Origin of the sequence: Actinomycetospora chlora (assembly GCF_039542135.1) — a bacterium.
Classification (GTDB): Bacteria; Actinomycetota; Actinomycetes; order Mycobacteriales; family Pseudonocardiaceae; genus Actinomycetospora; species Actinomycetospora chlora.
This window is the reverse complement of record NZ_BAABHO010000055.1, coordinates 24,272-43,632: the sequence shown is the minus strand read 5'-3', so window position 1 is coordinate 43,632 and position 19,361 is coordinate 24,272. Positions and strand designations below refer to the sequence as shown.

16 protein-coding genes and 2 pseudogenes are annotated in these 19,361 nt (G+C 75.7%); 10 read left to right on the top strand and 8 right to left on the bottom strand.

The features are described from left to right. Positions 1 to 1,181 precede the first annotated feature (1,181 nt). Entirely contained in the window at positions 1,182 to 2,057 is an 876-nt protein-coding gene (locus ABD994_RS25835; protein WP_345422454.1) for a DUF6542 domain-containing protein, read from the top strand. Between the two features lie 3 nt (positions 2,058 to 2,060). On the opposite strand, the gene ABD994_RS25830 is transcribed toward ABD994_RS25835, so the two are convergent. The 4 genes from ABD994_RS25830 to ABD994_RS25815 all read right to left on the bottom strand — a co-directional run bounded on the left by ABD994_RS25830 (position 2,061) and on the right by ABD994_RS25815 (position 5,302). Continuing rightward, entirely contained in the window at positions 2,061 to 2,465 is a 405-nt protein-coding gene (locus tag ABD994_RS25830; RefSeq protein WP_345422451.1) for a hypothetical protein, read from the bottom strand. 95 nt (positions 2,466 to 2,560) lie between these two features. Continuing rightward, positions 2,561 to 3,223, bottom strand: a complete 663-nt coding sequence (locus ABD994_RS25825) for a response regulator (RefSeq protein ID WP_345422449.1) — start codon at positions 3,221 to 3,223, stop codon at positions 2,561 to 2,563. Next, a complete protein-coding gene (locus ABD994_RS25820) occupies positions 3,220 to 4,290 on the bottom strand; it encodes a sensor histidine kinase (RefSeq protein WP_345422445.1) in 1,071 nt (356 codons plus the stop codon). Before ABD994_RS25820 ends, ABD994_RS25825 begins: the two co-directional genes overlap by 4 nt. A 31-nt stretch (positions 4,291 to 4,321) precedes the next feature. After that, the gene (locus tag ABD994_RS25815) at positions 4,322 to 5,302 is read right to left on the bottom strand and encodes a 4-hydroxy-3-methylbut-2-enyl diphosphate reductase (RefSeq protein ID WP_345422442.1); all 981 of its coding nucleotides are present in this window, start codon (positions 5,300 to 5,302) and stop codon (positions 4,322 to 4,324) included. A gap of 99 nt (positions 5,303 to 5,401) precedes the next feature. Here ABD994_RS25815 and ABD994_RS25810 point away from each other — a divergent pair, with 99 nt between their 5' ends. The 8 genes from ABD994_RS25810 (at position 5,402) to ABD994_RS25775 (ending at position 13,369) form a co-directional block, all read left to right on the top strand. Beyond that, a complete protein-coding gene (locus tag ABD994_RS25810) occupies positions 5,402 to 5,983 on the top strand; it encodes a lipid droplet-associated protein (RefSeq protein ID WP_345422439.1) in 582 nt (193 codons plus the stop codon). 10 nt (positions 5,984 to 5,993) lie between these two features. Then, positions 5,994 to 7,226 (top strand): exodeoxyribonuclease VII large subunit, encoded by a 1,233-nt coding sequence (xseA, locus tag ABD994_RS25805; protein WP_345422436.1) that lies wholly within the window; start codon positions 5,994 to 5,996, stop codon positions 7,224 to 7,226. Positions 7,227 to 7,230: 4 nt separating this feature from the next. Then, complete coding sequence (locus ABD994_RS25800) at positions 7,231 to 7,443, top strand: exodeoxyribonuclease VII small subunit (protein WP_345422433.1); 213 nt, start codon at positions 7,231 to 7,233, stop codon at positions 7,441 to 7,443. 79 nt (positions 7,444 to 7,522) lie between these two features. Further along, positions 7,523 to 8,551: a hypothetical protein gene (locus ABD994_RS25795; protein WP_345422430.1), complete on the top strand. Its 1,029-nt coding sequence runs from the start codon at positions 7,523 to 7,525 to the stop codon at positions 8,549 to 8,551. A gap of 135 nt (positions 8,552 to 8,686) precedes the next feature. Then, positions 8,687 to 9,763 (top strand): class II fructose-bisphosphatase, encoded by a 1,077-nt coding sequence (gene glpX, locus ABD994_RS25790; protein ID WP_345422427.1) that lies wholly within the window; start codon positions 8,687 to 8,689, stop codon positions 9,761 to 9,763. Positions 9,764 to 9,859: 96 nt separating this feature from the next. Next, the gene (locus ABD994_RS25785) at positions 9,860 to 10,420 is read left to right on the top strand and encodes a L,D-transpeptidase (protein ID WP_345422424.1); all 561 of its coding nucleotides are present in this window, start codon (positions 9,860 to 9,862) and stop codon (positions 10,418 to 10,420) included. A gap of 22 nt (positions 10,421 to 10,442) precedes the next feature. Beyond that, positions 10,443 to 11,861, top strand: coding sequence for a class II fumarate hydratase (locus ABD994_RS25780; RefSeq protein WP_345422420.1), 1,419 nt, complete (start codon positions 10,443 to 10,445; stop codon positions 11,859 to 11,861). Beyond that, the gene (locus ABD994_RS25775) at positions 11,858 to 13,369 is read left to right on the top strand and encodes an ATP-dependent DNA ligase (protein ID WP_345422417.1); all 1,512 of its coding nucleotides are present in this window, start codon (positions 11,858 to 11,860) and stop codon (positions 13,367 to 13,369) included. The genes ABD994_RS25780 and ABD994_RS25775 overlap by 4 nt, the downstream gene beginning before the upstream one ends. On the opposite strand, the pseudogene ABD994_RS25770 reads toward ABD994_RS25775, so the two are convergent. Together ABD994_RS25770 and ABD994_RS25765 are read right to left on the bottom strand one after the other, a co-directional pair. Further along, positions 13,370 to 13,639, bottom strand: a pseudogene (locus ABD994_RS25770) (DUF3817 domain-containing protein); the annotation flags it as partial. A gap of 126 nt (positions 13,640 to 13,765) precedes the next feature. Further along, positions 13,766 to 14,566: pseudogene (locus tag ABD994_RS25765) on the bottom strand (DNA glycosylase AlkZ-like family protein); the annotation flags it as partial. Positions 14,567 to 14,597: 31 nt separating this feature from the next. Here ABD994_RS25765 and ABD994_RS25760 point away from each other — a divergent pair. After that, positions 14,598 to 16,040 (top strand): GuaB1 family IMP dehydrogenase-related protein, encoded by a 1,443-nt coding sequence (locus tag ABD994_RS25760; protein ID WP_345422414.1) that lies wholly within the window; start codon positions 14,598 to 14,600, stop codon positions 16,038 to 16,040. A gap of 111 nt (positions 16,041 to 16,151) precedes the next feature. Here the strand turns inward: ABD994_RS25760 and phoH2 are convergent, their stop codons facing one another. Continuing rightward, positions 16,152 to 17,459 carry an RNA 5'-3' helicase PhoH2 gene (gene phoH2 / locus ABD994_RS25755; RefSeq protein WP_425550128.1) on the bottom strand — a complete coding sequence of 436 codons (1,308 nt, stop codon included), beginning with the start codon at positions 17,457 to 17,459 and terminating at the stop codon, positions 16,152 to 16,154. A 399-nt stretch (positions 17,460 to 17,858) separates the two neighbouring features. Continuing rightward, a complete protein-coding gene (locus ABD994_RS25750) occupies positions 17,859 to 19,211 on the bottom strand; it encodes a DUF885 domain-containing protein (RefSeq protein WP_345422412.1) in 1,353 nt (450 codons plus the stop codon). Positions 19,212 to 19,361: the final 150 nt, after the last annotated feature.

Genomic DNA, 19,361 nt, shown 5'->3' with positions numbered 1-19,361 from the left:
AATCAGGATTCCAACTCCTTGGCTCACAGAACGACATGGCTACGATCCGACTTGAGCTACACGGCGACCGCCGCGGCGCGCGCGACCGCGAGCGAGCGCTGGGCCCGGCCGTGCGCGCCGCCTCCACCGACGCGCTCGACCGCGTGCTCGAGCCCGTTGCCGCGACGCTGTCGCGGATGGAGCGGCAGATGGCGGGCGCCGAGCGCGACCGGGAGGCGGCGTTCGCGGCCCTGCGCGAGCACGTCGGCGACGTGGCGGCGAGCGCGCGCGGCGTGGCCGGGGAGACCCGGGCGCTGGCCGGCGCCCTGCGCTCCCCGCACGTCCGCGGGCGGTGGGGCGAGCTGCAGCTCGAGCGGGTGGTCGACCTCGCCGGCATGGTCGAGCACTGCGACTTCACCCGGCAGGCCCACGTCCGCGGCACCGACGACGACGGCGCCCAGCGTCCCGACCTCGTGGTGCACCTGGCCGGGGGCAAGCAGGTGGTCGTGGACGCCAAGGTCCCGTTCACGGCCTACCTCGAGTCCACCGAGGCCCGCGACGACGACGCCCGCCGCGAGCGCGTCGCCGTGCACGCCAAGCAGGTCCGCGCGCACGTCGACGCCCTCGGCGCGAAGGCCTACTGGCGGCGGTTCGACCCGACGCCGGAGTTCGTGGTGATGTTCGTGCCCGGCGAGGTGTTCCTCTCCGCGGCGCTGGAGGCCGACCCGGCGCTGCTCGAGCACGCGTTCGGCGTCCACGTCGTGATCGCGACCCCGACGACGCTCATGGCCCTGCTGCGCACCGTCGCCTACGCGTGGCGGCAGGAGGCGCTGGCGCGCAACGCCGCGGAGGTGCACGCCCTCGGGCGCGAGCTGCACGGTCGGCTCGCGACGCTGTCGGGCCACCTCGCGCGGCTGGGCCGGTCGCTGGACGGCAGCGTCCGGTCGTTCAACGAGACGGTCAGCTCGCTGGAGTCGCGGGTGCTCGTCAGCGCGCGCCGCTTCGCCGACCTGTCGGTGACGACGGCGGATCTCGAGGCGCCCGAGCAGGTCGAGCGCCGCCCCCGGGAGCCGGCCGACGGCGGGTGAGCGGGGGTGATCGGCGGGGGCGGGTCCTCCGGTCCGGTGGTCCACGTCACGACGTGCGCCCGCTGCCCGTGGCGGTGGGGCGGTGTGGCGTGGGTCGCCCGCTAGCGTTGTGGGGTGACCAGCACACGGGACAGCGATCCCGGGGCCGCAGCGGCGGGAGCCGTCGGCCCCGGCGAGCGCTCCGCGGTCCGGTCACTGCGCGGGCTGCGGTGGTGGGGCTCCCTCGCCCTGGGCGCCGCGCTCACCGCGGCGGGCATCGCGATCGACCTGCTGACCGCGGGCGAGCTCGGCGTGGTGTTCACCGCGTGCTTCGCCGGCGGCTGCATCCTCGCGACCGCCTGGGCCCGGCGCGACTCGCTGTTCGTCCCGCTGGTGCAGCCCCCGCTGCTGCTGGCCGTCGGCGTGCCCGTGGTCGTGGTGGCGACCGGGTCGCTGCCGCGCTCGGGTGGCACGGCCTCGACGCTGCTGGCGATCGGCGGCCCGCTGGTCAACGCCTTCCCGACGCTCGCCATCACCACGGCGATCTGCCTGGGGCTCGGCTTCGTGCGGTCCCGCCTCGAGCCCTACCAGCGCCCCGAGGACGAGCTCGACCCGGACGCCCGCCCCGCCCGCCCGCCGCGCGAGCCCCGCGACCGGCCGCCCCGCGACCGCGACCCGCGCGACCGGCCCCCTCGCGACCGGGACCCCCGCGACCGCGACCCCCGCGACCGGCGTCCGCGCGAGCCCCGCGATCCCAGAGACCGGGACCGGGACCGGGACCGGGACCGGGACCGGGACCGGGACCCCCGCGACCGCGACCCGCGCGACCGGGACCCCCGGGGCCGGGAGCCCCGCGACCCGCGCGACCGGCCCCGCAAGGTCGAGATGCGCCCCGTCCGCCGCCCGGCGGACGACCGCCGGCGGCCGGTGCGCCCCGACGACCCGGACGACGAGTTCGGCCCCGGCGTGCGCCGGGTCCCCCGCCGTGTCGACGGTCCCGACCCCCGGTAGCCCTCAGCAGCCCGCGTACTCGTCGCGGCGCAGGAGCATCGCGCCGAGCATCGTCACGAACATCAGCACGTGGCCGCCGAGCATGACGGTGTCGCCGGTGACCAGCCCGAACCCGTAGGGCACGAGCAGCAGCACGAACGGCGCGCACATGGCGACCGACATCTCCGCGATCGGTCGGACGCCGTGGCGGCGGATCGCCATCCAGGCGGCCATGCCGATGGTCATGTCGGCGGCCATGACCAGGGCGTGCACGGCCGGCATCGCGGCCCACGCCGCGGGGGTCAGCGGCATCAGCAGCGCCATGCCCACGGCCATCGCGACGACCATCTCGAGGTAGTGCCGGGCGAAGCGCAGCGCCCGGCGGCGGGATCGGGGAGCGGTGGCGGGGGTGGCGGCGGTGGTGGTCATGGCGGTCCTTCCACGGTGCGTTCGGCGACGAGGACGAGCCTCGTTCCCGCACGGGCCGTGGTCAGGTGCCGGACGTCATGCCCTCCGGTCACGACCTACAGGAGGTCGAGCGCCCGGGCCCGCAACGCCGCCTGCGTGCGGTCCCGCGCGCCGAGCTTGCCGAGCACGTTGGTGACGTGGTTCTTCACCGTGCCCTCGGCGAGGTGCAGCGTCCCGGCGATCTCGCGGTTGCTGCGGCCGTCGGCGAGCAGGCGCAGGACGTCGGACTCCCGCTCCGAGAGCGGCACGACCAGCGGCTGCGGGCGCGGCGCGGTGTCCTCGGCCGGAAGCCGGGCCACGCGCGCCACCACCTTCGCCGCCACCGACGGCTCCAGCACCGAGCCCCCGGCCGCCGCGGTCTGCACCGCCTCGACGAGCCGGGCCGACGACACGTCCTTGAGCAGGTAGCCGACCGCCCCGGCCCGCAGCGCGGCGAAGACGTCCTCGTCGTCGGCGAAGGTGGTCAGGGCGATGACGCGCACGCCGGGGTGCTCCACGCGCAGCCGCCGGGTGGCCGCGATGCCGTCGAGCACCGGCATGCGCAGGTCCATGAGCACGACCTCGGGCCCGAGCTCGCCGACGCGGTCGAGGGCCTCCTGCCCGGTGCCCGCCTCCCCGACCACGACGATCTCGTCGCGCACCGAGAGCAGGGTCGCCAGCGCCTCGCGGAACAGGGCCTGGTCGTCGACGAGGAGGACGCGCACCGGCCGGTCGCTCACGCCGGCACCTCCACGGTCAGCGCGCACCCGCCGCCGGGGGCCGGTGCCAGGTCGAGACGCCCGCCGAGGCCCTCCGCCCGTTCGCGCAGCCCGAGCAGCCCGACCCCGTCGCCGGAGGGCGCCCCGCGGCCCCGGCCGTCGTCGCGGACCTCCACGCGCACGGCGTCCGCGGTGAAGTCGAGCACCAGCTCCGCGCGGCTCGCGTCCGCGTGCTTGCGCACGTTGGTCAGCCCTTCCTGCGCGGCGCGGAACAGGGCCTCGCGGGCGGGATCCGGCACGGGACGCTCGACGCCGGCGACGGTCAGGCGTGTCGGCACCCCGGCCGCGGACGTCTCGTCCGCCAGCCCGGTCAGGGCCTCCACCAGCGGCGGGACGGCCCGCGGCTCGCGCAGGGCGCCCACCGACCGGCGCACCTCGGCGAGGGCCTCCCGCGACTGGTCCTCGGCCTTCGCCAGCACCCCGTCCACCCCCGCGGACCCGGAACCCAGCAGGGCGCGCGCCGCCCGGAGCTGCATCTGGACGACGGTCAGCGAGTGTCCGAGCCCGTCGTGGATGTCGCGGGCCACCCGCAGGCGTTCGGCCTGCGCGGCCTGGTCCCGCAGCTGCTGGTGGGCGGCGTCCAGCGCGCGGCGCATCGCCTGCTCGCGGCGCAGCAGCTCGGTGATCACCGCGGCGAACACCACCGCGACGAGCGTGCCCAGGCCCTCGCGCAGGCCCTCGAGGAACGGCATACCCGTGTGGACGAAGGGCACCATCGAGATGACGACGACGGTCGCGGGCAGCGGGAGCAGCAGCACGCACTGGCTGACGAGCACGACGAGGAACAGCGTCGGGCCGACGCCGGGCGCGAGGGCGAACACGACCGACGCCAGCACCAGCCCGACGACCACGTACACCGCCGACAGCCAGCGCCGCTCCCGGCCCTGCACCCACCGGAACCCGAGCGTGGCCAGCAGCACGAACGCCCCGGCCAGGGGCAGCACCGCGACCGGGTCGCCGCCGCCCACCACGCCGAGCACGACGGTGAGCAGCGCACCCCCGGTGAGCAGCGTCAGGGCCAGCAGCACGCGCCCACCGTGGCGCGCCGCGGCCCGGAACTCAACGCACGGATTGCGGTGCCATGTCCCGTTTGAGCTCGCGGGGCAGCGAGAAGGTCAGCTTCTCGTTGGCCGTGGTGATCTCCTCGACCTCGGCCCAGCCGCGGTCGGCCAGCCAGTGCAGCACGTCGCCGACGAGGATCTCGGGCACCGACGCGCCGCTGGTGACCCCGACCGTCCGGACGCCCGCGAGCCACGCCTCGTCGATCTCGCCCGCGTGGTCGACCAGGTGGGCGTCGTCCGCCCCGGCCTGCAGCGCGACCTCGACCAGGCGCACCGAGTTCGAGGAGTTCCGCGAGCCGACCACGAGCACGAGGTCGCACTCCGGCGCCATCTGCTTCACCGCGACCTGGCGGTTCTGCGTGGCGTAGCAGATGTCGTCCGAGGGCGGGTCGGCCAGCGACGGGAACCGCTCGCGCAGCGCCCGCACCGTCTCGAGCGTCTCGTCGACCGACAGCGTCGTCTGCGAGAGCCAGATGACCTTCTCGGGGTCGCGCACGGTGACGCCGGCCACGGCCGACGGCCCGTCGACGAGCTGGACGTGCTCGGGCGCCTCGCCCGCGGTGCCCTCGACCTCCTCGTGGCCCTCGTGGCCGATCAGGAGGATGTCGTAGTCGTCGCGGGCGAACCGCTTGGCCTCCTGGTGCACCTTCGTGACCAGCGGGCAGGTGGCGTCGACGGTGCGCAGCTCGCGGGCCGCGGCCTCGGCGTGCACGGCCGGCGAGACACCGTGCGCCGAGAACACGACCGTCGCGCCCTCGGGCACCTGGTCGGTCTCCTCGACGAACACCGCGCCGCGCTCGGCCAGGGTGTTCACGACGTGGCGGTTGTGCACGATCTCCTTGCGGACGTACACCGGGGCGCCGTAGGTCTCCAGCGCCTTCTCCACCGCCACGACGGCACGGTCGACGCCGGCGCAGTAGCCACGGGGCTTCGCGAGCAGGACGCGGAGGCCCTGCTCGCCGGGGTGCTCGGTGGACATGCCCCCAGCCTACGGGCGGCGGACGTCACGGACCGGTCGCGGACGAGGTGGTCGTGGCCGTTCGCACATCTTCCGCACACTGCTGGCACGCTGTGTCGCATGAGTGCGCTGCCGTTCCCGGTGCGGGTCGCCGCCGGTCTCGTCGTCACCGCCGTCGAGGAGGCCAAGGATCTCCCGCGGACGGTGGCCGGTCTGCCCATCACCGCCGTCAGCCGGGTGCTGCAGCTGACGATGCGGGCGCAGCAGGTCGTCACCGAGCTGGCGATCAAGGGAGACACCGCGCTGGACGGGATGCGCCCGGTCGAGGAGGCCCCGTCGTGGGCCCGCTTCGACGACGACCTGCCTGACGACCGGGTGGACGCCCTGCCCAGCGGGTTCGGCGGCTACGAGGTCGACGACACGTCGCTCGAGCACTCCGACCTCGCCGGCGCCCCGCGCCGCACCAACGGGCACGGGCCGGCGCTCGGCATCGTCGGGGAGGCCGGGGAGACGGCCTCGGTGACGCCCGACGCCCTGCCCGGCTACGAGACGATGACCATCGCCCAGCTGCGCGGCAAGCTGCGCTCGCTGTCGATCGAGCAGGTCGGCGAGCTGCTCGAGTGGGAGCAGGCGCACGCCGACCGGCCGCCGTTCGTCACGATGCTGTCCAACCGCATCGCGACGATGAAGGCCGAGTCCTGACCCGGCACCCGTGACCACCCCGCCCGCCACCAGCGCCGAGGAGCCCTGGCCGGTCCGGACGGTCGCGCGCAAGATCCAGGCGTGGATCGACCGGCTCGGCGCGGTGTGGGTGGAGGGCCAGCTCACGCAGGTCACGGCCCGGCCGGGGACCGGCACGGCCTTCCTCGTCCTGCGTGACCCGGCCGCCGACGTCTCGCTCAACCTGACGGCGTCGACGGCGATGGTCCGCGGCGCCGTGCCGCCGCTCGCCGAGGGCGCGCGCGTCGTCGTGCACGGCCGCCCGTCGTACTTCTTCGGGCGCGGCACGCTGTCGCTGCGCGTCGACGAGATCCGCCCGGTCGGGGTCGGTGAGCTGCTCGCGCGCATCGAGCGGTTGCGGGCGCTGCTGGCGGCGGAGGGGCTGTTCGACGCCGCGCGCAAGCGCCGCCCGCCGCGTTTGCCGCGCTGCGTGGGGCTCATCACCTCGCGGGCCAGCGCGGCGGAGCACGACGTGGTCACGGTGGCGACGTCACGGTGGCCGGCCGTGCGCTTCCGCACCTGCAACACGCCGACCCAGGGCGCCCAGGCCGTCCCGGAGATCCTCGACGCCCTCGGCGCGCTGGACCGGGACCCCGAGGTCGAGGTGATCGTGCTCGCCCGCGGCGGCGGCAGCGTCGAGGACCTGCTGCCGTTCTCCGACGAGGCCCTGTGCCGCGGGGTGGCCGCCTGCCGCACGCCCGTCGTCTCGGCGATCGGCCACGAGCCCGACACCCCGCTCGTCGACCACGTGGCCGACGTCCGCGCCGCGACCCCGACCGATGCCGCGAAGCGGATCGTCCCCGACCTCGCCGAGGAGACCGCGTACCTCGGGGCGCTGCGCCGCCGGATGCACCGCGCCCTGCACGCCTGGGTCGAGCGGGAGGACGCCACGCTCGCCGCGCTGCGCCGCCGCCCCGTCCTCGCCGACCCGCTGGGCCCGATCGCGGCCCGCGAGGACACCGTCGCCGCCCTGCGCGGCCGCGCCCGCCAGGTGGTCGAGGCGGGCCTGACCGCCCGCGAGGCCGACCTGCGCCACCGCCGCGCGTCCCTGACCGCCCTCGGCCCGGCGGCGACCCTCGCCCGCGGCTACGCGATCGTGCAGCACGGGGACGCCGTGGACGCGCCCGTCGTCCGCTCGGCCGCCACCCCGTCCGCCGGCGACGCGCTGCGGGTGCGCCTGGCCGACGGTGCCGTGCACGCCGTCGTCACCGAGGGGTCAGGATGACGCCGTGACGGAGAGCGAGCCGGGCTACGAGGAGGCGCGCGACGAGCTCGCCGCGGTGGTGGCGAAGCTCGAGGCCGGCGGGCTGGGCCTCGAGGACTCGCTGGCGCTGTGGGAGCGCGGCGAGGCGCTGGCGCGGCTGTGCGAGCGCCACCTCGCCGGGGCCCGCGAGCGCGTCGAGGCCGTGCTGCACGAAGCCGGCGCCGACGACGAGGGCTGACCCGGCCGGCGACACCCACCGCGACACCCCGCCCCGAGTCCCCCCTGCGGCGGGGCGTGATGGCGCAGACTCGACGCCCATGAGCAGCCCGTCGAGCCCCGGGGCCGGTGAGGGCGTCGACCGCGCGGTCGCCGGCGCGCACGCCGACTACCACCGCGAGATCCAGCAGCACGGCGAGCCCGACGGCCTCGTCGACGACGTCGTCACCTACCGGATGCTCGCGCCGCACCTCATGCGCACGCTGCTGTTCCTCGTCGCCCCCACGGTGCTGCTGCTGATCAAGTTCGTGATCGACTACCTGGCCGCGATGTCGTCGCCCGACGACCTCACCGACGTCGTCTCGACGCTCCTGGGCCTCCTCGTCGTCGTGCTCTACCTGGCCGGGATCGCCTCGTTCTTCGCGCCCGCGAAGGAGCCGATCGCCGAGCACGCCCGGCTGCTGGAGGGTCGCGGCGACGCCGCCACCGGCGCGTTCGATCACGTCCGGGCGGCGGCCGCGGCCCGCCGGAGCCCGGCCGACGTCCGCCCGTCGACGGTCGCGGGCGTCCCGGTGCTGCTGTTCAGCCAGTACAGCGAGCGGGCGATGCTGCTCGTCCAGCCCTACGGCCGCGACCTCTACGTGGGCTGGACGATGTGGCGCTCCCGCTCCACGGCGACCCTGCTGCTGCACTTCCTGCGCGACACCTTCGGGCGCTTCGCCCCGGCCCCGCGCTTCTCCGCCGAGCTGCGCGCCGCCGCGACGCGGGCCCTGCGCGAGAGCGTGCACTCGCTCGCCCGCGAGGGCGTCGCCGCGGCGCTGGCCCTCCCCGAGCAGGCCCCGACCGCGCCGCCGCCATCCCAGCCGTTCCAGCCGGCCGCCCCGCACGCCGGGTACGACGCCCGTTCCGGGCCCCCCACCGGCGGCTGGTCGACCCCCGCGGCGCCCGAGGCCCTGCCCACGCCGGGGCCCGACCACCAGCACTGGACCGGCGGCCACCCGGGCCCGCGCGAGGGCGAGCGCGTCGGGGTGCGCCGGGACGAGCACCGCGGCGAGCGCCCCACCGACCGCACCGAACGCCGGGACGAGCCCGTCGACGAGTGGGGGCCGCCGCCGCGCGACCGCTGGTGAGCTGTCGCTCGGGACCGGCACCGGGACCCCCGGTTCTGCGAGGATGGCGGTCCCGACGAGCCGGGTAGCCCCGCGCCGACCCCGCGCGCCGTGCCCGACCCCGGCCGTCCCGTCCACCCCACGGAGGTGCACCCGGTGAGCTCGCAGGAACCCGCCCGCGCCGTCCGGCGTCCCGAAGCGCCCGACCGCAACCTCGCGCTCGAGCTCGTCCGGGTCACCGAGGCCGCCGCCATGGCCGCGGGCCGCTTCGTCGGCCGCGGTGACAAGAACGGCGGCGACGGCGCGGCGGTCGACGCGATGCGCAAGCTCATCGGGTCGGTCTCGATGCGCGGCACCGTCGTCATCGGGGAGGGCGAGAAGGACGAGGCCCCGATGCTGTTCAACGGCGAGGAGGTCGGCAACGGCGACGGGCCGGAGGTCGACGTCGCGGTCGACCCAGTGGACGGCACGACGCTCATGGCCAAGGGCATGCCGAACGCGCTGGCCGTGCTCGCGGTCGCCGAGCGCGGCGCGATGTTCGACCCGTCCGCCGTGTTCTACATGGAGAAGCTCGCGGTCGGGCCCGACTGCGCCGACGTCGTCGACATCGACGCCCCGGTGCGCGACAACCTGCGGGCCGTCGCCCGCGCCAAGGGCATCAACGTCTCCGACGTCTCGGTGGTCGTGCTCGACCGGCCCCGCCACGAGCAGCTCGTCGAGGACATCAGGGACGCCGGCGCCCGTATCCGGTTCATCTCCGACGGCGACGTCGCCGGCGCCATCGCGGCGGCCCGCCCGGAGAGCGGCGTCGACATCCTGCTCGGCATCGGCGGCACCCCCGAGGGGATCATCACCGCGTGCGCGCTGGCCTGCATGGGCGGCGAGCTGCAGGCCAAGCTGTGGCCCAAGGACGCCGCCGAGCGGGAGAAGGCCCTCGCCGCGGGGCACGACCTCGACCGCGTGCTGCGCACCGGCGACCTCGTGCGCGGGGAGAACATCTTCTTCTGCGCCACGGGCGTCACCAACGGCGACCTCCTGCGCGGCGTGCACTACCGCGCGGGTGGGGCGTCCACGCAGTCGCTGGTGATGCGGTCGAAGTCGGGCACCGTCCGCATGATCGACGCCTGGCACCGCCTGAAGAAGCTGCGCCAGTACTCCGCGATCGACCTCGGGACCGACGACGTCGTCGACGCCGTCGCCCCGGCCTGGGGACCGGAGCACTCGGACCTGTAGTCCGGCGCGTCGTCACCGCTCGTGTACCACGTCGTTGGGATGATTCGCGGTCACTCGGGGTAGTCCGATGTGACCAGATCTTCCTCGGAGGCTCTCGTGTCGTCCCGTTCGCGTCGGTCCACCCCGCTGGCCCTCGTCACCCTCCTCGTCACCGTGCTCGTGACCCTGCTCGGCGCCGTGCTCGTCGGCGCCGGCACCGCGGCGGCGGACCCGGCACCGTCGGTGCCCCGCCCGATCGCGGACGCCCCGGCCTCCGGAGCCGTGCCCGCCGTGCCCGCGGTGCCCGCCCTCCCGGCCACGACGGCCGGGACGCCGTGTGCAGCCGACGTCGACGCCTGCGTCGACCTGTCGTCACGCCAGGCGTGGCTCACCGACGGGGCCGGCACCGTCACCTACGGCCCGGTCGGGGCGCTCGGCGGGACGCGGAAGTACCCGACGCCGACGGGCACGTTCTCGGTCGACTACAAGGACGCCGACCACGTGTCCAACCTCTACGACGCCGCGATGCCGAACTCCGTGTTCTTCGCCCCGGCCGTGGCGTTCCACCGCGGGAGCCTGTCGCAGCGCTCGCACGGCTGCATCCACCTCGGGCGCTCGGCCTCGCAGGAGTTCTTCGACACCCTCTCGCCGGGCGACACCGTGCAGGTGGTGCCGTGAGCCCGGTGGGAAACTGCCCGGTATGACGGAGGAGCAGCAGGAGTACCGGACCGAGCACGACACGATGGGCGAGGTCCAGGTCCCCGCCCGGGCCCTCTACGCGGCGCAGACGCAGCGCGCGGTCGAGAACTTCCCGATCTCCGGGCGTCCCATCGAGCCCGCCCAGATCCGGGCCCTCGGTCTGGTCAAGGGCGCGTGCGCCCGGGTCAACAAGGACCTCGGTGTGCTCGACCCGGCGATCGCCGACGCGGTGGCCGCCGCCGCGGACGAGGTCGCCTCCGGGGCGCACGACGGCGACTTCCCGATCGACGTGTTCCAGACCGGCTCGGGCACCAGCTCGAACATGAACGCCAACGAGGTCATCGCGACCCTGGCGTCCCGCGCCCTCGAGTCGTCGGGCGGCCAGAAGGTCCACCCGAACGACCACGTCAACGCCTCGCAGAGCTCCAACGACGTCTTCCCGACGACCATCCACCTGGCGGCCGCCGAGGCGATCGTCGGCACGGTCGTGCCCGCGCTGGACCACCTCGGCGCCGTGCTCAACCGCAAGGCGCAGGAGTGGCGGCACGTCGTCAAGGCCGGCCGGACGCACCTCATGGACGCCGTGCCGATCACCCTCGGCCAGGAGGCCGGCGGGTGGGCCAGCCAGTGCAGCCACGGCACCGAGCGGCTGCGCGCGGTGCTCCCCCGCCTCGCCGAGCTGCCCATCGGCGGCACCGCGGTGGGCACCGGCATCAACACCCCGGAGGGCTTCGGCGGCAAGGTCGTCGAGCAGCTCCGGCAGGCCACGCAGATCCCCGAGCTGACCGAGGCGCGCGACCACATCGAGGCCCAGGGCGCCCGCGACGGGCTGGTCGAGGCCTCGGGCGCGCTGCGGACCGTCGCGGTGAGCCTCTACAAGATCGCCAACGACATCCGCTGGATGTCGTCCGGGCCGTCGACCGGCCTCGCCGAGATCCGGATCCCCGACCTCCAGCCCGGCTCGTCGATCATGCCCGGCAAGGTCAACCCGGTGATCTGCGAGGCGACGATGATGGTCGCGGCCCAGGTCATCGGCAACGACGCCACCGTCGCGTTCTCCGGCAGCCAGGGCAACCTCGAGCTCAACGTCATGATGCCGGTGATGGCCCGCAACGTCCTCGAGTCCGCGCGCCTGCTCGCCAACGCCGCCCGGCTGCTCGCCGACCGCGTCCTCGAGGGCACCGAGCCCGACGAGGAGGCGTGCCGCCGGTACGCCGAGTCGTCGTCGGCGATCGTCACCCCGCTCAATCGCCTCATCGGCTACGAGGAGGCGGCGAAGATCGCCAAGCAGGCGATGAAGGAGCGCAAGACGATCCGCGAGGTCATCGAGGACGAGGGCTACGTCTCCGGCGGGAAGATCAGCCAGGAGCAGCTCGACGAGGCCCTCGACGTGCTGGCGATGACGCGCGTGGATCAGTGACCCTGTTCGGGCAGGTCGTCGCCGCCTCCGGCGAGGTGGCGGCGACCCGCTCGCGCAAGGCCAAGACCGCGGCGCTGGCGACCCTGCTCGCCTCGCTGGAGCCCGCCGAGGTCCGCCCGGCCACGGCGTGGCTCGCCGGCGACATGCTCCAGGGCCGCACCGGCATCGGGTGGCGGACGCTGCAGTCGGTGTCGCCGACGCCCGCCGACTCCTCGACGCTGACCGTCGGCGACGTCGACGCCGCCCTCGACCGGCTGGCCGCGCTCGCGGGGTCGGGCACGGGCGTGGGCGCGCGCCGGGCCGGGGAGCTCGGCGCGCTGCTCGACGCGGCGACGCAGGACGAGGGACGGTTCCTCGTGCGGCTGCTCGGTGGCGAGCTCCGCCAGGGCGCGCTCGAGGGGATCATGATCGAGGCGGTGGCGGCCGCAGCAGACGTGCCCGCCGACGCCGTCCGACGCGCGTTCATGCTGTCGGGGCGGCTGCCCGACACCGCCCACGTCGCCCTGACCGGCGGGGACCTGGGCGCGATCGGGCTCGAGGTCATGCGCCCGCTGCGCCCGATGCTGGCGTCCCCCGGCGACTCGCTGGAGGCCGCGCTCGCGGAGCTGGGGCCGCCCGACGGCGAGCCGGGGGTCGTCGTGGAGCACAAGCTCGACGGTGCGCGGATCCAGGTGCACCGCAGCGGCGACGAGGTGCGCGTCTGGTCGCGGACGCTGAAGGAGATCACCGGCGCGGTCCCCGAGATCGTCGCGCTGACCCGGGCGCTGCCGGTCGAGACCGTGGTGCTCGACGGCGAGACGCTCGCCGTCGCCGAGGACGGGCGGCCCCGGCCGTTCCAGGAGTCGATGAAGGGGCTCGGCTCGGGCGCGATGCAGCCGTGGTTCTTCGACTGCCTGCACCGCGACGGCGTGGACCTCGTCGACGAGCCCCTGGCCACGCGCCGGGCGGTGCTCGCGGAGATCGTCGGCGACCGCCTGATCCCCGGCGTCGTGCGCCCCACCGTCGTGCAGGCCGAGGCCGCCGTGGCGGACGCGCTGGCCGCCGGGCAGGAGGGGTCGATGGTCAAGGCCCTCGACTCCACCTACTCCGCGGGCCGGCGCGGGCGCTCGTGGCAGAAGGTCAAGCCGTCGCACACGCTCGACCTCGTCGTCCTGGCCTGCGAGTGGGGATCGGGGCGGCGGCGCGGGTGGCTGTCGAACATCCACCTCGGCGCGCGCGACGCCGCCACCGGCGAGTTCGTCATGATCGGCAAGACCTTCAAGGGCATGACCGACGCGACGCTGGCGTGGCAGACCGAGACGTTCCCCCGGTACGAGACGCACCGGGACTCCTGGACGGTGTACCTGCGCCCCGAGATCGTCGTGGAGATCGAGCTCGACGGCGTCCAGACCTCCACCCGCTACCCCGGCGGCGTGGCGCTGCGCTTCGCCCGCGTCGTGCGCTACCGCGACGACAAGCCGGCGTCCGAGGCCGACACGATCGACGCCGTCCGCGCCCTGCTGCCCTGATCAGCCGAGCTGACGGCGGCGGACCGCCCGGCGCTCGAACCACAGCGTCATCGCGGGCGGGATGCTCGCGGCGAGGGCGAGCACCGTCGTGCCCGCGCGCCACCGGAACGCGCGGGCCGTGACCAGCGTGATCACCACGTAGGCGACGAACAACGCCCCGTGGATCGGGCCGAACACCCGCACCCCGACGTCGTCGAACACCAGGAGGTACTTGAACGCCATCCCGATCAGCAGGCCGACCCACGAGCAGGCCTCGGCGATCGCGACGATCCGGAAGACGCGCGCCAGGGCCGCCGCGCGCGAGCCGGTGAGGACGGTCGACACACGATCCACTCTGCCCGGCGCGGCGTCCGGGTCGGACGCGATGATCGTCACGCGGTGCCGGCGCCACCGCGGCGAGGCCCCGACGCGGACGCGGTGCGAGGCGCCGCCGGAGAGGAAACCCGCGAGGGCGCGGCCCTCCTCGGCGACGGCGGTGCGGTCCGCGCGGGTGAGCCGGCGCAGCGGGGCCACGGTCACGACGCCGTCGGTGACCGTCCAGGTCGCGGCGACGCGGCCGTCGACGAGGACGGCGCGCTCGCCGGCGACGGAGAGGCCGCGGTGGGCGTCGTCGACGATCCGGGTGCGGTCGTCGTAGCCGAGGATCGCGTTGTCGAAGGCGGGCAGGAAGCGCACGGGGGCCGGGGTGTCGCGCGGCGGCACCTGCACCAGCGGGACCAGGACGCTCGCCGTCTCGCCGAGCACCCGCGGGGGGACGTCCGGCCACCGCGCCGCGAGCGCCCGACCGGCCTCCGGCAGGGTGCACGGCCCCGTGGCCAGCACGTCCCGCGCGGCCGCGGCGAGCGCGTCGAGGTCGACGCCGGCCAGCTCACCGCGGTACACCCCGAGCAGCCGCTGGAGCAGCATCGCGTCGTGCCGCGTGCGCCACGCGACGGCGTCCGCGGCGGTGACGAGGTGGACCGTGCGGCGCATGAGGTGGGTGCGCACGACCCGCCGCGCCGTGAGCAGGTCGGAGAACCCGTGCGGGTCGAAGCCGGCGACGCGCGACCACATCCCGGTGTAGGGCTCCTGCGGCTCCTGGGCCTGCAGCCCGCCGAGGTGGGTGACGACGTCGAGGGCGTCGGCGTCGGCCCGCGCGAGCAGGAACTGGCGCGCGAGCGTGGCGCGGTTCAGTGCGCGCGCGTCCAGACGGGTCACGGGCGCAGCCTGGCAGGTAGCCTCGTCACACGTGCAGTTCCTCGACGGCGAACGCCCGCCCCACGACCTGACCTACGACGACGTCTTCCTCGTCCCGACCCGGTCCGACGTGGCGTCCCGCTTCGACGTCGACCTCGGCGTCGCCGACCCCTCCGGCGCCACGATCCCGATCGTCGCCGCCAACATGACCGCCGTGTCCGGGCGGCGCATGGCCGAGACGCTCGCGCGCCGCGGCGGGCTGGCCGTCATCCCCCAGGACGTCGACCCGTCGGCGGTCGCCGACATCGTCGCCGGCGTCAAGTCGCGCCACGCCGTGTGGGACACGCCGGTCGTGCTGCACCCGGGCGACGCCGTAGCCGACGCGCTCAACCTCGTGTCCAAGCGCGCCCACCACGCGGTGGTCGTCGCCGACGAGGCCGGCCGCCCGGTCGGGGTGGTCAACGAGTCGGACTGCACGGGCGTCGACCGCTTCACCCGGCTCGCCGACGTCCTCTCCCCGGCGGTGACGCTGCCGGTGTCGACGGCGCCGCGCGCGGTGTTCGACGCGCTCCAGGACCCGGCGCACGCGGGCGCCCCGGCGATCGGGGTGGACGCCGACGGCCGCCTGGCCGGCATCCTCACCCGCACCGGCGCCCTGCGCGCCGAGGTCTACTCCCCGGCCGTCGACACCGACGGGCGCCTGCGGGTCGCGGCGGCGCTGGGTGTCAACGGCGACGTGGCGACGCGGGTGAAGGAGCTGGTCGACGCCGGTGTCGACGTGCTGGTCGTCGACACCGCGCACGGTCACCAGGAGAAGATGCTGACCGCGCTCGCGGCCGCCCGCGGTGCCGCGCCGGAGGCGGTGGTCGTCGCGGGCAACGTCGTCACCGCCGACGGGACGCGCGACCTGCTGGCCGCGGGCGCCGACGTCGTCAAGGTCGGCGTCGGCCCCGGCGCGATGTGCACGACGCGGATGGCCACCGGCGTCGGGCGCCCGCAGTTCTCCGCCGTCGCCGAGTGCGCTGCGGCCGCCCGCGCGGCCGGCGGGCACGTCTGGGCCGACGGCGGGGTGCGCCACCCGCGCGACGTCGCCCTCGCCCTGGCCGCCGGGGCGTCGGCGGTGATGGTCGGGTCGTGGTTCGCCGGCACCTACGAGTCCCCCGGCGACCTGCAGCGCGACGAGCACGGCAACCCGTACAAGGAGTCGTTCGGCATGGCGTCCAAGCGCGCCGTGTCGGCCCGCACCCGCGGCGACTCCGCGTTCGACCGCGCCCGCAAGGGCCTGTTCGAGGAGGGCATCTCCTCCTCGCGCATGCGCCTGGACCCGCAGCGCCCGGGCGTCGAGGACCTCCTCGACGCGATCACCGCCGGCGTGCGCTCGGCCTGCACCTATGCGGGCGCGGCCACCCTCGAGGAGTTCCACGCCCGCGCGGTGCTGGGCGTGCAGTCGGCCTCCGGCTTCGCCGAGGGCCGCCCCCTCCCCGCCGGCTGGTGAGCCGACCGGCGCAGCGCGCTGGGCCGGCCGCCGACCACGTCCCGAAACGAACGGCGCTCTCGCTGCTACGGAAGCAGCGAGAGCGCCGTTCGTTCGTCCGGGGGCCGCGCGCTAGAGCCGCTCGCCCTCCAGCATCTCGGTGACGAGGGCCGCGATGGGCGAGCGCTCCGAGCGCGTGAGGGTCACGTGCGCGAAGAGCGGGTGCCCCTTGAGCTTCTCGATCACCGCCGCCACGCCGTCGTGCCGGCCCACGCGCAGGTTGTCGCGCTGGGCGACGTCGTGGGTGAGCACGACCCGGGAGTTCGTGCCCAGGCGCGAGAGCACCGTCAGCAGCACGTTGCGCTCCAGCGACTGCGCCTCGTCGACGATGACGAACGCGTCGTGCAGCGAGCGACCACGGATGTGGGTCAGCGGCAGGACCTCGAGCATCCCGCGCTCGATGACCTCCTCGACGACGTTCGACGACACCAGCGCGCCGAGCGTGTCGAACACCGCCTGCGCCCAGGGCGCCATCTTCTCGTTCTCGCCGCCGGGCAGGTAGCCGAGGTCCTGGCCGCCGACCGCGTAGACGGGCCGGAAGACGACGACCTTGCGGTGCTGCTGGCGCTCGAGGACGGCCTCGAGCCCGGCGCACAGGGCGAGGGCGGACTTACCGGTGCCGGCGCGGCCGCCGAGGGAGACGATCCCGACGTCCGGGTCGGTGAGCAGGTCGATGGCGATGCGCTGCTCCGCGGAGCGGCCGTGCAGGCCGAACACGTCGCGGTCGCCGCGCACGACGCGCACCTGCTTGTCCGGCGTCACCCGGCCCAGCGCCGACGACCCGCCGCCGAGCAGCCGCAGACCGGTGTGGCACGGCAGCTCGCGCGCGGCCTCGACGTCGGTGACGCCGTCGGCGAACAGCGAGGACACCTCGTCGGGGGTCGCCGCGACCTCCGCGGTGCCCGTCCAGCCCGTCGTCGTGACGTCCTGGCCGTGGTACTCGTCGGCGGGCAGGCCGACCGAGGCCGCCTTGACCCGCAGCGGCATGTCCTTGGTGACCAGCGTGACGGCGTGCCCGTCCGCGGCCAGGTTGAGCGCACAGGCCAGGATGCGGCTGTCGTTCTCCGCCGTGCGGAAGCCGGCGGGCAGCACCGAGGGGTCGGTGTGGTTGAGCTCCACCCGCAGCGTGCCGCCCTCGGGGGTCATGGGCAGCGGCTCGTCGAGGCGGCCGTGGTGGATGCGGAGGTCGTCGAGCAACCGCAGCGCCTCACGGGCGAACCACCCCAGCTCGGAGTGGTGGCGCTTGCCCTCGAGCTCGGAGATGACGACGAGCGGGAGGACGACCTCGTGCTCGGCGAACCGCGTGGGGGCCCACGGGTCCGACAGGAGCACGGAGGTGTCGAGGACGTAACAGCGGACCTCGGGGCCGCGGACGGGGATCACGGAAGCGGGACGCTCGGCTGGTGCTGCGCTCACGACTACTCCCTCGAGCGGCCACGGCACCCGCGACCACGGTGTTCCTCGTCGGAACGGGTCGACTAGTCCGGTGGCTCGACGGCGCGGTGGCGCGGCCCGGGGGCCGTCCTGCGCCATCGCGGGGCAGGACCGGGTGCCGGCCCTCCCCCGGGACCGGACCAGGGCGGTCGCGTCGCGCCGGCCGCGGTGCGGGACGCCGTGACGGCGCCTGCTCCGCGAGCGGTGGACGTCCCCGTCCCGCCCCGATCTGCCACTACCGGCCTCCCCGGACGCCCCGCATCCGGTGCGGGTCCGTCGGCGCGGACGCTACCGCCGGTAGCCGGTCGTTGTCGCGCGCCGAGCGTGACGACTTGGTGACGTGGCTCACCGATTTCCCGCGGACGTGCGGCGCGGGCCGACCGTTCGGCGCAGCCAGGGCGCCCACCCGGCCCGGCGCGGCCCCGGCCGGTCCCCTACCGCACCGGGCGCCGGCGTCGTCCCGGCCCGCAGCTGCGCGGGTGTGGGCGGGTCGTCGAGCACGCGGGCGAGACGCGCCGTGACCGCCCCCGGCGACGGGTCCGCCGTCAACCACGGCCGCAGGAGGCGCACCCCCTCGACGTAGGTGGTGGTGTGGGTGCGCCAGCGCGGGTGGGCGAGGAACTCCAGCATCCGGCGGGCGCGGCCCTCGTCGACGAGCAGCCAGCGCCGCAGGTGCGCGACGACGTCGGCCTCGGGGCGACCCTCGGCGTGCAGCATCAGCGCCGCGTCCTGGCGCACCGGCGCGAGCCGGGCCATGACGTCCTCGACGGCCTCGCCGAGCGCGGCCCGCTCCGGGTCGGTGGGGACGCCCGCGGCGGCGAGCACGCCGGCGTTCCACCGGCCCCACCCGGGACCGACCACGGCCTCGAGACCGAGCTCCGCGGCGCCCTCGGCGACGAGGCTCTGCGGCGTCCGCGCCAGGAACACCTCGCGCTCGGGCCGCCCGCGGCCGGCCCCGGCCGCGGCGGCGGTGCGGCAGTGCTCGCTGTGGTGACCGGGGTAGGCCTCGTGCGCGACGAGCAGCGGCAGGTGGGTCACGCGGTGAGGGATGCCGCCGTTCACGGCGACGACCGAGGACAGGTGCGGCGCGGGGCCGACCCAGCGGCTGAACCCGCTCCACGGCGCCGACGCGACGACCTCCAGCGTGACGTCCTCGCCCGCGGGCAGCCCGATGGTCGCCGCGGTGCGCTCCCGCAGCGCGGCGACGGCGGCCCGCAGCGCCACCGGCAGGTCCTCGGGAGCGAGCCGGTCGCGCACCCGGAAGGCCGCCAGGCGCTCGGCGAGCGCCCCCGGCCCCGCGAGCAGGGCGTCCAGGGTCCGGTGGGCCTCGCGGTAGCCGTCCTCGTCGCCGCGGGTGACGCGCACGCCGAAGCAGCGCTCGACCTCCTCGACGAAGCCGACCTCCCGCCCGCCCGCGCGCTCGGCCAGCACCCGGCAGGCCCGCAGCTGGGCGTCCAGGAAGGCCTGGCGGTCGCCGCCGAGACCGGCCCCGGGCAGGGCCGCGCGCAGGGCGTCGGCCTGGCGGGCCAGGTCGTCGGGGTCGGGCACGGGCTCGGCGACGACGCCGGCCGCCACGGCCGCGTCGCCGAGGTGGGCGTCGAGCACCCCGGGCAGCACGCGGTCCAGCCGCAGCGCGAGGCGCACGTAGGCCCGCGCGAGCCCGTCCGGGCCCGGGTCGGCGACCACCTCCGCAACCACCGGGCGAGGCTACGCCGCGTGGTCCCCGCGGGCCTCGTCCGTCCGCGACCCCCTCTTGATACGACACCCGGGTGTCGAGGGATGCGACGCAGCGGCACTGAATACGCCACCGGCCGCGGGGAAGGGGCGGCGGACCGTCACCGCATCACC